Here is a 14,021-nt window from a genome sequence, read left to right as displayed (position 1 = left end):
GCGTCCTCGGTACAAGGGGCGCGGGGTGTGCCCCTCCTGTAACTCGAAGCGGGCGCAAGTCCTGCGCCCTCAAGGAGGGGCAGAGCCGAAGCCGGAAGAGGTGAGCGGGCCGGCGGAGACAGCGTCGAGGTGGAGCCGAACCCAGCCTAGTCCCGTCGTAGCTCGAAGGTGGCGGTGACGTAGTCTGCGTCGGTCTGGACGTAGGTCAGGACCGTCCCGCTGTTCGAGACGAATAAGTCGAAGTGCGAAATGCCTCCGAGGTTGTCGGTGAGCGTCGCGGCGCCGCTGCAGTCGGGATTGAGGGTGTAGGTGCCCGAGTAGACGATGCGCGCTATCGCACCATTGGTATTGACGGTCGCCGCACCGGTAAAGGTCCCATCCCCGTTGAAGACGTCACGACCGGCCTGTGCGAAGGGGACCTGGTCGGACCCACTCACGACGAACCCACTGTTCGCATAGACGTAACTGCCCTTCAGCATGCGCGGCTTGCATTGGGAGTTCGTCGAAGACTCCGCTGCGGGAACCTCGCCAAATGCATCGTGCGCAAGTCCCAGGAGACCGACCGTGAGGACACTTCCCATGACGTACCATTGGAATCGCTTCATGTTCCCTCCTTCGGTTCAGGCGATCACAGCCCTGTGCACAGCGGGACGAAGGGTGGCACGGCCCGGGTGTTCTCGAATCAGACCCGGGTAGGTCTCGGCTGAGCAGTAATGGACTTCCAATCACTCTTCTGCCGACTGACTCAAAGCTCCTGTAAGGGGTTTCCACATCACCTCTCGATGCAATTCAATGGCAAGCGACATCTCGCAAATCCAGCCAGAAGTCTGGCCACGATGACGCCCTATGTGTGGGGGAAGATCTGCACGGAGCTCGCGCTCCGCGGGGTGAGCCAGTACGCCCTCTCGAAGCTGCCATCCCGAGTTCCCCGAAGGCCCCGAAACCGGGCCCCACCCGGTCAGGGCGGAGCCCTATTCCGCCCTCAGCGCGACCTGGGGGTCCACCCGCGACGCGCGGCGCGCGGGCAACCAGCTGGCGAAGACCGCGACCCCGATGAGCAGCAGTGCGAGGCCGCCCACGGTGAGCGGGTCCGCGGGGCTCAACCCGACCAGCATCCCGCGCAGCGCCTGCCCCACCGCGAGCGCGGGCCCCACCCCCACTGCGACGCCCACCAGCGCGAGGCGCAGGCCCTGCCGCAGCACGAGGCCCACCACCTCTTCCCCGCTCGCCCCGAGCGCCATGCGGATACCGAGCTCCCGAGTCCGCACGCTCACCGCGTACGCGACGACACCGTAGAGGCCGAGGCTCGCGAGCAGCAGCCCCACCAGCCCGAGCACTCCGGCCACCGTGCCCCCCACCTTCTGCGGGAGCAACGCGAGCCCCATGTGCTCGCGCAGCGGCCGCATCATCATCGGGGCGAGCACCGGTTCCTGCACGCGCAGGCCCTCGCGAAGCAGCGCCAGCGCACGCGCCTCGTCCCCGTCGCGGGTGCGCAGCATCACGGCCGCGTTGCCCGTGTAGCTCTGCGCGATGGGCGCCCACACCGCGGGCCGGGGCACATCACCCCAGTCGTGGTACATCGCGTCGCGCACCACGCCCACCACCTGCACCTGCGTCTTGCCCAGCGTGAGGGTGCGGCCCACGGGGTTTCCCTCCGGCAGGTAGCGGCGGACGAAGGACTGGTTCACCACCGCGACGTGCAGGGACTCGGCGCTATCGGCCGCGCTCACGTCGCGCCCCTGCACCAGCGGGATGCCGAGCAGCGCGAAGGTGCCCGGCGTCAGCTCGGAGTAGTCCACCTCGAAGGCCGTCTCCCCCGGCGGCGGAGGCAGTCCCGGCACCTCGAGCGACTCGGTGCGCCGGCCCATGTCCAGCGGCGCCACCGAGGCCAGGCCCGCGGCCTCCACCCCGGGCAGCGCCGAGAGCCGCTCCACCAGCGCGCTCCAGTAGGCAGGCCCGTGCTGAGGGTCCAACCCGCCCGTGCGCAGGTCCACCGAGGCCATCACCACGCCGTCCGGGCGGAAGCCCAGCTCCAGCCCCCGCGTGTGCTGCACGGCGCGCATCAGCAGCCCGGAGCCCGTGAGCAGCACGAGCGTGAAGGCCAGCTGGCTCACCACGAAGAAGGCCCGCAGGCGCGAGCCACGCTTGTTGCCAGAAGCATCCCCCTTGAGCACGGGCATCAGGTCGCCGCGCGCACCGCGCAGGGAGGGCACCAGGCCGAAGAGCGCGCCGCAGGCGAGCGCGCTGAGGAGCGCGAAGAGCATCACCCGGGCGTCGGGCCGCAGGTCGATCGCGACATGGACCGGGATGGGCAGCTCGAACGCAAGCAGCGCGTCGGTGGCCCAGACGGACAGGAGCAACCCTCCCGCGCCACCGAGAATGAAGAGGAGCAGGGCCTCGGTGAGCAGCTGGCGCACGAGCCGCCCGCGGCCTGCGCCCAGCACGAGCCGCACGGCAATCTCGCGCTGGCGCGCAATGGCGCGCGCGAGCAGGACCCCTGAGACGTTGACGCAGGTGATGACGAGGATGAGCCCTGTGGCGACCAGGAGCACGGCGGCGAGCGCGGACAAGGGCTGCTGCAGCTCGCGCTCCACGTTGCCGAGCGAGTGCGCCCGAATGCCGCGGTTGCGCAGCGTGTCCGGGTGGGCGAGCGCGAGCGACTGGCCCAGCGCGGCGAGCTCCGCCTCGGCGGCCCGCGGACTCACGCCCTCCTTCACGCGAACGATGGCCTCGAGCCAGCCGCCTCCCCGCGCCTCGAGCAGCGCACGCCCGGGCAGGATGCGGGGCTGCTGCGACACGCTGACCCAGGCCTCGCGCGATACCGTCACACTGGGGCCATGGAAGTCCGGGGGCGCGATGCCCACCACGGTAAAGGACTGGCTGTTGAGGCGCACCGTCGCGCCCAGCACCGCGGGATTCGCCCCGAAGCGCCGCGTCCACAGCCCGTGGCCCAGCACCACCACCGGCGCGGCGCCCGCCGCGTCATCCTCGGGGGTGAGCAGCCGGCCCAGAACCGGCTTGATGCCCAGCACTTGGAAGAAGCCTGCGGAGACGAGCTGCCCCGCGACGAGCTCTGGCACCGCGCCCTCCGTGTCGCCGAGAGAGAGAGGCCGATCGGCCCAGGCTCCCACCGCCTGCAGCGTCGAGGCATGCTCGGCCACATCCAGCAGGGTGGGCCACGAGAAGGCGCTGCGCGGGGAGCCCTCCGAGGAGGTCGCCTGCAGCGTCAGCAACTGCTCTGGGGCGGTGAAGGGCGGCGGGCGCAGGAACAGTGCGTTGACCAGCGTGAAGCTCGAGGTGAAGGCCCCGAGGCCTACCGCGAGCGACAGGATGGCGACGGCCCCCACCAGGGGAGTGCGCAACAGCAGCCGCAGGGCGAGTCGTAGGTCCTGCGTCACTCCAAACATGTGTGCCTCGTCGAAGCGGGGATAAGGACGGTGGGTGGAGCCCTTCTCCGCCTCTCGTGCCCCGGGCCACTGCCAAGCCCATGCCATCGCATCCGGGGACCTCTCGCACAATGGTCCCGCCCGTTTCCGACGGCCGTCCGGGGTCCTCCGTCACCCGACTGCGCATCCATGGGACGCGGCCTTCCCGGGAACGAACAGCGCGGCTTCTCCTCGGGAGGGACCTGCCGGGCACGGAGTGCCCGGCAGACGGCAGGTCTGCCGGGCATCGGACACGCGGACGGCTACCTCGTGGCCCTCGAGCTGGAGCTCAGGAGGTATGTGCCGGCGGAGTTTCCCGGGCAGCGATGATCAGCGAAGGGCCTGATAGCCGTAGCCTGCGACGATGACCGTGGAGAGCAGGTTGCTGTGGGCGGTGCCTTCATACAGCCTGAAGCTGTAGGTGTGTCCCACCTGGATCCACCACGCGAACTCGCAGCCAGACGAAGCCCGGGTGAAGAGCAGCTCGGACTGGCCGTTATCGCTCACCCAGACCTCACCAGTCGACGCGTTGTTGACCTGCCAGCAGATCTGCGTCTGGCCGAGGCTCGTGACGTTGGTGTTGATCCACACGGCCGTGGGGTTCGCGGTGACGGTCCCCGTGGCGTAACCCCCTCCTCCGCTACGACAGATCCAGTTCGCGTCGCAGTAGTAGCCGCCCGGGCAGTTGCCCTCCTCATCACAATCAAGAGCCAGTTGATGGACGTCGCCATCGCGTGAATCGCTGACGTCCGGATCCGACACCTGCGCCGGCTCGACAGTCTCCGCCGCGCTTCCGCAAGCGCTCACTGCCAGTGCCACCGCGAGAAACGCTGCGCTCAGCCATCGGCTTTTCATGCACGACTCCTTGTAAGAGTTCAGAGGGAGCAGATTCATGGTTCCCTGGTGCAGCCTGAGTGGGTGTTCGGCTCGTCCCCGAGTTCATGTTGTTGGGACGAGCAGGCCCCCCTCAGGTTGAGGGAGCCGACGAGGCGCAAATTGATGCAGAAGATCCGCGAGCTGCCGGGCACACGCCGATGCAGCACCTGAGATGCAGGCCAGGCGGGGACTGCACCAGAGTCTTTTCTGGGGTGACACGGAGTGGAGGCGGCGGGAATCGAACCTGCCGCTACCGCTCCAGCGCGGCTCAGCTCACCACAGGCAACGAGAAGCCCCCGTCGCGGGGCAGGGAGCGCAGGCTCATGGCTCCAACGGGGTGGCTCGCGCCCGACTGTACACGCGGGTCAGAAGGTGCCCTGCCCCGGCGTGAGGATGCGGTCCGGGACATAGCGCCGCTTCGCGTGCTCGAAGCGATCCCAGAAGGTTGGTGTCCACAGAGGCGGATCACTCCCATCGCGTCCCTGGCACGACCTGGCACATGTGGATCCGCTCGAAGCCGTCCTGGGGCTTGCAGGCGAGCACCCACGGCGTGGCGGTCTCCGGGGCGAGCGGCTGAATCTCCTTGCCGAGCATGCACATGGCGCGGTCGGCCGTGAGCCACTGGCACCGGGCGGCCGTGATGGGCTCCTTGGGCGTGCACTGGGCCTGCTCGCGCCGGAGCGCCATGGGAACGGGCGGTAGCCTCCCCGTCCTGAGCCAGTCGAGCTCGGCATCTCCCTTCGAGACCTTCCGGGTCCGGGTGCACATGGAGGTTGCGAAGCGCCCTTCATACAGATGGGCGTAGACGAGGTACTCCTCTCCGGACTCGAAGGAGTAGCTACAATCACCGCCGCCGTCGTCCGTGTCCACGACGAGCTTCGCCCCTCCGGTGGCGCCCTTGAAGGCCTCGATGACTTCGATGCGGACCTGCCGGGACGCCACAGAGACCACACGGCCATGAACGATGACGCCGGCCTCGTCGCGTGCCGTGCGAAGCGCGGTCGGGAGGTCAGTCCAACCGCCACAGCTACAAGCGTCGGCGGAGGACGGCAGGGCGAATAGCGCACTTCCCAGCAGCAGGGCGATGAGCCTCATCCACGCAATCTACCTGGATTCGGGCGCGGCCCCCACCAGCCCGTCTCAGGGCCAGCGCGTGGTGAGTATGGGCGGGTAGCAGCCCTATGACATCTTCGCCGGGGAGCGATTCCCGCTGCGGGCAGATGCGTCCACGGGCGCGCCGGCGTGCTCAGCGGTGCTTGAAGAAGAACGTCATGCGACAATCACGGACCGACCATGTTGAAACGTGACGACGTCATCCACGGAATCGACCTCGCGTTCAAGGATGCGGCCATTCCACGAACCGAGGAAGAGCTTGCACCGTCGGGAATTGAGGCCAGATACGTTATCGACCACTTCTTCGGTAAGACGCGGAACGACGTGGAATCCCAGACCTTCCTTGGCTCGCTGTACATGGAAGACTTCTCGTACATGACCGACGCCGCCGTCCTGTACTACTTGCCGGCGGTTCTCCGCATCATGCTGGCGAATTCGACCGACTTCGAGCTGTGGATTCATCTCCACGGCTTTCTTCGTCGCATTGATGGTGACTGTCCCGCCCCTGCGTTGACGGCTCTCAGCGTCGCGCAGCGCAAGGCGATTGCGGACTGGGCAGACACTCTCAGCCAAGAGTGGGCATCGTCGAAGTGGATGTCGCAGTTCTCCAAAAAGGCCGCCAGGCTGGCATGGACTTATCGCTCAGCTGGCTGAAGGACTCGCGAATCTGCGTTGGCTGCTCCGCGCGCGTGATCAGAAAAAGTCCCGGCTGACTTCCCCCGGCTTCGCCACGAGCCGGACCCCATCGTGGCCCTGACGAACGGTCCGCCCCATGCCGAGCACGAGCTTTTCGAGGATCGCGTCGACGGCCCTGAGCGCGGGGGCGGCGGCGGCCCTTCTATCGGGGCGCGGGGTGATCGGCGGGTCAATCAAGGGTCGAAGCCGAGCCAGCGCCTCGCCGGGCAAGAGCGGCTCTTCGGCGATCTTCATCTCGAGCCAGGTGGCTGAAATGGGGCCGGCGAGCCCGTAAAAGCCGAGGGTCTTGTCGTAGTACGCGCGGAAAGCATTCGAGAGCGCGGCGCGCGAGACGCTGCCCTCCCAGGCCGACACCACGGTGGCCAAGAGCTCGATCGCCGCGCCCTCAAGATGGACTTGCTCGGCGAGGTTCCCGTCGCCGTCCGACGCGAGCTCGCGGCGGTTCTCGTTCCACCTCTGGCGCGCCCGCAACAGCAGGCGCCGGGCTCGCTTGTTGGGTCGAGCGAAGAGGAGCCATGGCCAGCAGGAGTCGAAGTCGCCGGCCCACGCATCGTCGGGATCGAGCCTCTCTGCGAGCCGCTCCATCTCCGCGTCGTCGGTCGAACCGGATGCCATCCATTCGAGCACCAGCGCGAGGGCGTGGGCCTTCTCGTTTCCGCCCTGTCGCAGCTCGGAGACCTTGGTGACGATGTGCTCGCGCCCGCGGTCGAGCTGGCCGAGCACGGCGAGCCGGAACAGGTCGTCCTCGCCCTCGGGGACGAACGGTGCCTCGTCGAGCCGATCCGCGAACGCCTCCCAGCTCGTGCGCTCGACGTACACGCCGTCGGCGGCGAGTGCTCGTCGAGCGGCGCGAAGCTCGTCACGGAGCTTCCTGCTGTCGGCGCGCGAGCAGCCTTGGAGCCCCACGATGACGACTTGGGCGACCGGATAGGTGTCACGACGACCGGCGACGAAGAGCCACGACGTCAGCGCATCGTAGTCCTCCGCGGAGACCACCCCCATCACGAAATCCCGTGCGATGGTCCAGAGCATGACCGCGATCACACCTACCAAGGAGACCGTGTTGCGGGCGACCCACGCGGGCTCGAGGAGCATGGCCACGAGAACGGCCACGACGAGAGCGCCGAGCGCGAGAAGGCGGAGGCGGCGGCGAGTCATTGGTAGAGCGCTCTATCGAGCCGCCGCCGCGAAGGCGACGGGCAAGTGCGTATTGCGGCCAAGGTGAGCGCCTGATGAAGCTGCCGCTCCAGCGCGCGCTGCGGGCGGCGGGCATCAGCCGCGAGCAAGGGCGCATCGGCTGGCACGACCTGCGGCACACCTACGGCAGCCACCTCGCCATGAGGGGCGTCCCGCTCAAGGTCATCCAGGAACTGATGGGCCACGCGACCATCGAGATGACCATGCGGTACGCCCACCTCGCTCCTCCCGCCGGGGCGCGCGAATCGAAGCCCACCGGACCGAGGCCGAGCCCTTCCACCGCCGCTCGCGACAGGCCGTCGTGGGCCAGGCGTTGTCCCGATGCATCCGGGCCACCCTGGAGGCCCTCCCGGACAAAGGGAGGGAGACTGGGCTGGTCATCGCAGCCCTGAATGGGGATGCCTACAGAGCCCAGGACTGGGGCACGGCGCTCGCTCGCGTCCGAGACCTGAACCTGGGCGAGTCACGCCAGTGGTACCCTGCCCAGAGCTTCGGGGAAGTCGGCGCCGCGACCGGGCTCGTCGGGCTCTGCATGGCCATCCGGGCATTTGCCCGCGGTTATGCCGCTACCCGCGGCGTCCTCGTGTGGACCGCGGGAGATGATGGAAGCCGGGGCGCTTTCTACGTCAGGGCTCCGAACAGGCAGTCCTTCGAAGACGGGAGGAAATAGATGACTACCGGCAAGCACGTCGCGCTCTCGAAGCTCAAGGAGCACAAGGACGAGAAGGGCTGCGTGGCATCGCGCGTACAACAAATCGTGCATCAATCTCCTCAACAGCTACAAGCAGTCGCTCTCCGAGGATGAGGAGGGGCACGAAATCACACCGGCCAACGTGGATGGCATTCGCACCAACATCGAGACCTGGGAAGACAACACCTACAGGGTTCTCGTCAATGTCGGACGAGCGACTGCGATTGCCAGGAAGGCTGCGGCCAAGGTCAACGACGTCTTCAGGACGTAGACAGGGTGGCGGACTCGGAAATGGAAACGACTGGGACGGGGACGAGCGAATACTTCATCCTGGAGTGGACAGTGCTCGACGGATATTGCGCCGTCTTCAACCTCCCGGAGGGGATGCCGAAGATTCACAAACCCGCGCGCGGCATCCGTATGGGGAGCGAGTTCCCGGAAGGGCTGCGGTTCAGCATGGCGAAACAGGAGCCTGGGCTGAAGATCGCGGATGTCATCCCGAACGCCGTGAACTACTTCATGGTGTCGAAGCGGATGAAGGAATTCCTGGAGCAGCATTCCGGCGCCGACATCGAGTTCCTCCGGTTCGTGCTGCTGAACCATCGCGGACGTGTCGCGAGCGAGGACTGCTATATTGCGAACGTCATCGGCATGCAGGACTGCGTGGACATGGACCGGTCGGACGGAGACCGGGATGCGCTGAAGCCGGACCGCTTCATGTACCTGCGGCGCCTGGTCCTGAAGGAGGACAAGCTCGACCCGGCGGCGAAGCTCTTCCGCACCTCCGCGGTTCCCCGGCTGATGATCGTCCGGAAGGACCTCAAGGAGCAGGTGGAGAAGGAAGGCGTCACGGGCATCACCTGGTACCCCGTGGGTTCGGAGGTGGAAATCACCCTATGAGCCATGACTACGTGGGCGTTGCCCGGTACAACATGTCTCTCACCCTCCGCTCCAGCCTGGAGGGGATGGTGCGCCAGGACGAGTACCAGGCCGACCACGTCTCGAACGTCTGCGTGGCGTACTGGGTGCTCGGCATCTGCGCGCTGTTGCAGAAGGCCGACGTGGAGGCCTTCGCCGGGCTGCTTTGCAAGGCGGGGCAGGCCCGGCTTCACCTCCTGGCGCTTGCGGAGACGCTGCCTCTCCCGCCGGAGCGACTGCCGGGAAGCGACAACATCGGCTTCAGCGATGCGCTGGCCGTCGGAGACCTCGTGACCGCGAGGTCCATTGCCCGGCTGTCTACGCGCCGCCACCTGGAGGGTGTGGAGTACGAAGAGGATTTCCTCTTCTCCCAATTCCTCCGCCAACTGCTGGGATACCCCAGAGCCCCGGACGCGCTGCACCGCGTGCTGGCGCGCTGGGAAGAGGTCCTGGAGGGTGGAGCCGATCCTCGGCGAGAGGCCTGCCAGTCCCTGCTAGAAAAGGACGCCGACGGCTTCCGGGCCGCGTTCGAAGCGCTCCTCCGCGAGCGGAAGCGGGAGTTCAGCGAGTACGGCCGGCGGCTCGATTTCGATGCCGAGGTGGGAGCGACGACAGGCAAGATCTACATGGACGGGCTGGCACTGTTGAGGGTGGCAGAGTTGGAGGCCCTGCCTCCCCTACCCGCGCTCGAGCAGGTCCCGCCCCTGGCAAGGGTGCCGCTCGGAACGCCGCTGCCCGCCGCAGACGCCTGGAGGGTGGCCTGAAGCGCACGATGGCCAGCGGCACGTAGCCCGCGGCTCTGCTCGCTCCGCGCGGATGGCCTGGAGCGGACTGCAGGGAGGCGGCGGGAATCGAACCCGCGGACAAGGCGGAAGCAAAATCCTAAGCAGGTCGCGCTGTTACCGGCTAACGCCTTGATCTCACGCCGGATCGTTCCCCCGCTCCGTCCCGTCTCGTCCCGTCTCGTTCCGTTCAATTCCCCGCTGGAGGGTCACACTGGGGGCACATGGGGGCTCATCGCCTCGATTTGAGCCCCGCGCGGGAGAGCTCCCTGTCAATCTGCGTGAGCGCAGACCGTGCGGTGGCGGCGAGCTTCTCCGTGGGTACACAGACGTTGCAGTTCCGCACGTAGAGATACATGCCGGCTCCCATGGCGGCCTGGCTGGTCACTACAACGTGGCTGGAGGGGCCCAATGCGACAGCCTTGTTCTCCCTTCCAAAGTCCTCCATGCGTTGCATCAGGGCCCCGTCGGACAGCTGGTACAAGCGGACGTCCGAGCGGGTCGCCACGGTGACGAGCTGTGAGCGCGTGTCGACAGTGCAGGAGACCACGGGCAGGCCGTTGGTTGGGAGCACCATGGCGGTCTTGTCACGCTTCCATCGCCAGATGAGAACCTCTCTCGAGGTCCAGATGACTGCGGTGTCGCCCGCGCTCTCGTCCAGTTCGACCGCGGCACACTCCGCAGGTGGGCGCTCGAGTCGCGCGATGACCGCCCAGTCGCTGGCTCGGTGGACCTCGATCGCACCTGCGGAAGTCGTGAGCACATGGGTGCCGTCCGGCGACACGGCGAGGTCGCAGTATTTCACGCTCGACCCCACGCGCCGTGTCTCTCCGCTGGATGGTGTCCATACCGTGGCTCCACCGCCTGGGAGCGCGGCGACCGCGATGCCATGGTTCTTGGCGAAACGTGCCACGAAGCCCGCGCCAAACGAATGGGATGCCACCGTATGACCGTCGTGCAAGTCCAAGACGAGCGCTTTACCGCGCTCGGTCGAGATCAACAGGTGGTCATCGGTCGTGTTGAAGGTGACACGGGAGCGCTCCGGTTGCAGGAAATTGTCGCTCAGGTCGTACGATTTCCCGGAAGACATATCCCAGAGGAGAATGTCGCCAAAGACGTCGCCCGTAGCGAGCAGTCGGCCATCGCTGGAGAGGCTCATCGACACCACTTCCTTGAGCGTGGGTCTCCCCCGCCCAGGCACGAGCATGCGGTACTGGAACGGCCAGAGCCTCAGCACACCCTCCTGGGTCAAGGTGCCAACCATCGTGCCGTCACGGCTGAACGCCGCGCCGACGACGGGCGTCTCGTGGCCTTTGAGGTCGATGAGCTGACGGCGGTTCCACCCTTGCCACACTGTGGCGGTATCCGCGGTCGCCGTCATGGCAAACGCCGCGTCAGACGTGATGGCAAGATGGCTGCCTGGAAGCCGGATGGATTGGCTGCCGTCCTCGGGTTTGCTGCACTCATCCTCAACGCAGGTCCATGGGCCGCTGGGGCGCCGCGGTGCACGGAAATAGATCTCCGGACGACTGGCATACAGCGTGAGGTCGCGGCCGCGTCCCGCCACCCAGATGACGCGCTGATATCCCACATCCCCCTCCGCGGTCCCTTTGGTCCATACGGTGAGTTGACCGGCGTGGAACCAGACCCGCGCCACCCCCTTGTCGAGGGTGAGAAACGTGCGGTCCTCCTCCTCACCCAGCCTGCGGCCACGAACGGTTCCATCGGCGAGCCCGAGCAGGAGCGTTCCTTCTTCAGGGTGGAAGGACACATGGCGGACGGAGTTCGCCGGATAGCTGAACTGGGCGACTCTCGCACCGGTCGCTGCGTCCCACACGCTCACGTCTCCCTCGGCAGACGCCGTGACGATCTGTGTGCCGTCCTCGTTCCACTCGGCCGAGACGACGTTCTTCGCGTCGAGCGTGCGCAGGTGCTCACCGGCTTGCAGACCCCAAATCTCCACCGCGTTCTCGAGAGTGACCGCCAAGAGCGAGTCCGAGCCGAAATCGAAGTCTCGATAACGGCCGGGTATGACTCGCCACGGCTGAGGTGCCGCCAGCGCCAGACGGAGCGCCCCGTGTGCCTCCGCCGTGGGTTCGTGCTCGACGGCCTTCAGGGCGATGCGAATGGACTCGAGCGGGTCGAAGGTCAGCGCGGTGAGCGCATCGTTGGCGCCCCTGCGGGACGCTGCGACCTTGCCTTGCCGCTTCGCCTCGCCAAGTGCCTCCTGTCGTGCGAGCTCCGCCCTCTCCCGCGCCGCCTCGGAGTCTCGGAGGCGAGCGGCCGCTCTCGCTGCCTCGGCTGACGCCGCGTCCGCGCGCTCCGATGCAGCGCGCGCGCGCTGGTCCTCGAGTTCTGCTCTCCGTGTCGATTCATCCGCGGCGGCCTTGGCGCGCTCTGCCGCCTGACGCTCCACGTCCGCTCGATGGCCGAAAAATGCTAGAGCCGCGACAGCCAGAAGCAGCAGGCCCAGCGCGGAGAGTGCAAGCACTCGAATCCGTATCTTTGCACGGGTGAAGCGCGACGCGCTGAGGACACGCTTGACGACCTCCGGGGACGGAGACCCTTGCCCCAGTGCCTCCGAAGGCTCCGGAATCGGCTCCGGCCCCCTGACCAGCTCGCGCCATCGCGCGGTAGCCAGCGCACCTCCTACGTTCACGAGGCACACCGGCCGGCGCGTTGCGAGAAACTGCCGGATCTCCGCCTCCACGTTCTCCGACCTCGCCGATGAGTCCGTGGCAATGACGACGAGCATGCTCGCCCGTCCGAGAGCACGCCTCAGGGGTGCTGGGAGCTCAGCGCCTACCGGTGAGGCCCATTGATCGACGTAGGGCGAGAGCCCGTGCTCGAGCAGCGCGTTCGCAAACTGAAGCACATAGGCGGTGTCTCTGCGCGAGTACGAGACAAAGACGTCATCCCCCAGGAACAGCCTCGCAAGAAGCCCTGTGACAGTCCTGCGAAGCGCTCGTGGTTCCGAATCATCCCGCCCGTCTCCCCCGGTCATGTCGGTCCCACCGTGCATGCGTCAGAATGTACTACTCTGACCTGCTATGTCATATGCATCAAAGTGCGGAGACGTAAGGGGAGTCCTCTATTTCCATACAGGAGGGATGACTCCAAGCCTCGGGACACGGTTTCAGTCCACGTCGGTGCAGGCGCTGGCTGTAGCGAGCCAGCGCCCGCCGGACAGCGGTGAAGAGTCGCTCGAGGGTCCGGTGGCACTCTCAACCAGACGATCCATCGAGAACGCCTGGAGGCATTCGTCCGCGGCGCGTCGCACGGCCGCGAGTGATCCCTCCCGGCGGGGAGGAGGCGGGGCCGCAGGAGGGGAACCCGTCGTTGGCCCCAGGTGTAGAGGAGCCGAAGAAGAGGCGCTCGCCACCTGTGGACTGGGCCGGACTGCTGCGCCGTCGTTTCGCGTTGGACATTTTTGCCTGCGCCCATTGCGGAGGCAGGCACCGGGTGTTGGCCTGGCTTACGGCCCGGCAAGCGGTGCGCTCGATATTGGGAGCACCTGGGCCTGCCCTGGCAGCCGCCGAGGCTGGTCCCGGCCCAGGGGTCAGTCCAGAGCGTGGGCCACGCGACGATTGAAATGACCGAGCGCTACGCCCACCTGAGCCCGGACACGCGCAGAGAGGCGGTCGGAGTGCTCGACCGGCCACTTGCGCCTGCGTGCGACATACGTGCAACACGGATGGAGGAAGCCGCTAACCATCCGTAAAGACGTACTAAGAAAACACCGTATGCTCACATGCCGCGCCCCACTACCCCGGTGGTCCACCCGGCGATGCCGATGTCGACCTTCTCGCCGGGCGCCTGGCCTTCCCTGTATGTGCGTCAGGTCGGCTCCCACGATTGACCTTTCGGGGCCTGCTCGGGCTTCACTCACGTTGCGCTCATCAGCTTTCGCTGTAGCGCTCCAGCAGCCAAGACCCGCGCTGGGAATGTGCATAGGGGCGGGAAGTTCTGTTCGAGGTCACGCAAGCCTGCTGGTACCAGTGACCGGTCGCAGTTAGGCACTTGCTGACCTTGTGGAGGCTGTCCACCAGATTGCGGTACTCCGAGGGAGCGTTGGTGGTCCCGGAAATCCATTGCTGGTAGGTTGTCGCTTCCCTAGGATGCAGGTCATGTCCACGGTCCTTGTCACCGGAGCCACAGGTTTCTTGGGCGGTGCCATCGCTGCCGAGTTACTGAAGCCCCCTGTGTCAGGGAACATGTCGCCTCGGCTGACGTGCCGAGTTGACGACGCCCTGGGGGCGAGAGCAGGCAGAACGCGGTGCCGTACACGGATGCATTCAAGGCGCAGATGGTGAAGCGGATGGT

The 14,021-nt window shown here is 66.8% G+C and carries 9 protein-coding genes and 1 pseudogene; 4 read left to right on the top strand and 6 right to left on the bottom strand.

The window, feature by feature from the left end:
- Positions 1–146: 146 nt before the first annotated feature.
- From G4D86_RS46485 to G4D86_RS46470, 4 genes are all read right to left on the bottom strand, one after another.
- A complete protein-coding gene (locus tag G4D86_RS46485) occupies positions 147–605 on the bottom strand; it encodes a hypothetical protein (RefSeq protein WP_164001884.1) in 459 nt (152 codons plus the stop codon).
- Positions 606–971: 366 nt separating this feature from the next.
- A complete protein-coding gene (locus tag G4D86_RS46480) occupies positions 972–3,407 on the bottom strand; it encodes an ABC transporter permease (RefSeq protein WP_164001882.1) in 2,436 nt (811 codons plus the stop codon).
- Between the two features lie 348 nt (positions 3,408–3,755).
- Positions 3,756–4,280, bottom strand: a complete 525-nt coding sequence (locus tag G4D86_RS46475) for a hypothetical protein (RefSeq protein ID WP_164001880.1) — start codon at positions 4,278–4,280, stop codon at positions 3,756–3,758.
- A 486-nt stretch (positions 4,281–4,766) separates the two neighbouring features.
- Positions 4,767–5,396, bottom strand: a complete 630-nt coding sequence (locus G4D86_RS46470; RefSeq protein ID WP_164001878.1) for a hypothetical protein — start codon at positions 5,394–5,396, stop codon at positions 4,767–4,769.
- Positions 5,397–5,594: 198 nt separating this feature from the next.
- Between G4D86_RS46470 and G4D86_RS46465 the strand changes: the two genes are divergently transcribed.
- Positions 5,595–6,068 carry a hypothetical protein gene (locus G4D86_RS46465; protein ID WP_164001876.1) on the top strand — a complete coding sequence of 158 codons (474 nt, stop codon included), beginning with the start codon at positions 5,595–5,597 and terminating at the stop codon, positions 6,066–6,068.
- 39 nt (positions 6,069–6,107) lie between these two features.
- Here G4D86_RS46465 and G4D86_RS46460 read toward each other — a convergent pair whose 3' ends face one another.
- A complete protein-coding gene (locus tag G4D86_RS46460) occupies positions 6,108–7,268 on the bottom strand; it encodes a hypothetical protein (RefSeq protein ID WP_164001874.1) in 1,161 nt (386 codons plus the stop codon).
- Between the two features lie 74 nt (positions 7,269–7,342).
- Here G4D86_RS46460 and G4D86_RS54060 point away from each other — a divergent pair.
- From G4D86_RS54060 to G4D86_RS46445, 3 genes and pseudogenes are all read left to right on the top strand, one after another.
- Positions 7,343–7,546 (top strand): annotated as a pseudogene (locus G4D86_RS54060) (tyrosine-type recombinase/integrase); the annotation flags it as partial.
- A 743-nt stretch (positions 7,547–8,289) separates the two neighbouring features.
- On the top strand, positions 8,290–8,898 hold the full coding sequence (locus G4D86_RS46450) for an imm11 family protein (RefSeq protein WP_164001872.1): 609 nt from the start codon (positions 8,290–8,292) through the stop codon (positions 8,896–8,898).
- 65 nt (positions 8,899–8,963) lie between these two features.
- Positions 8,964–9,680: an Imm49 family immunity protein gene (locus tag G4D86_RS46445; protein ID WP_164001870.1), complete on the top strand. Its 717-nt coding sequence runs from the start codon at positions 8,964–8,966 to the stop codon at positions 9,678–9,680.
- 250 nt (positions 9,681–9,930) lie between these two features.
- Here the strand turns inward: G4D86_RS46445 and G4D86_RS46440 are convergent, their stop codons facing one another.
- Positions 9,931–12,702, bottom strand: coding sequence for a toll/interleukin-1 receptor domain-containing protein (locus G4D86_RS46440; protein ID WP_164001868.1), 2,772 nt, complete (start codon positions 12,700–12,702; stop codon positions 9,931–9,933).
- Positions 12,703–14,021: the final 1,319 nt, after the last annotated feature.

The organism is Pyxidicoccus caerfyrddinensis (assembly GCF_010894405.1).
Taxonomy (GTDB): Bacteria; Myxococcota; Myxococcia; order Myxococcales; family Myxococcaceae; genus Myxococcus; species Myxococcus caerfyrddinensis.
The sequence above is the reverse complement of the archived record's forward strand: the minus strand, read 5'-3'. Positions and strand labels throughout refer to the sequence as shown.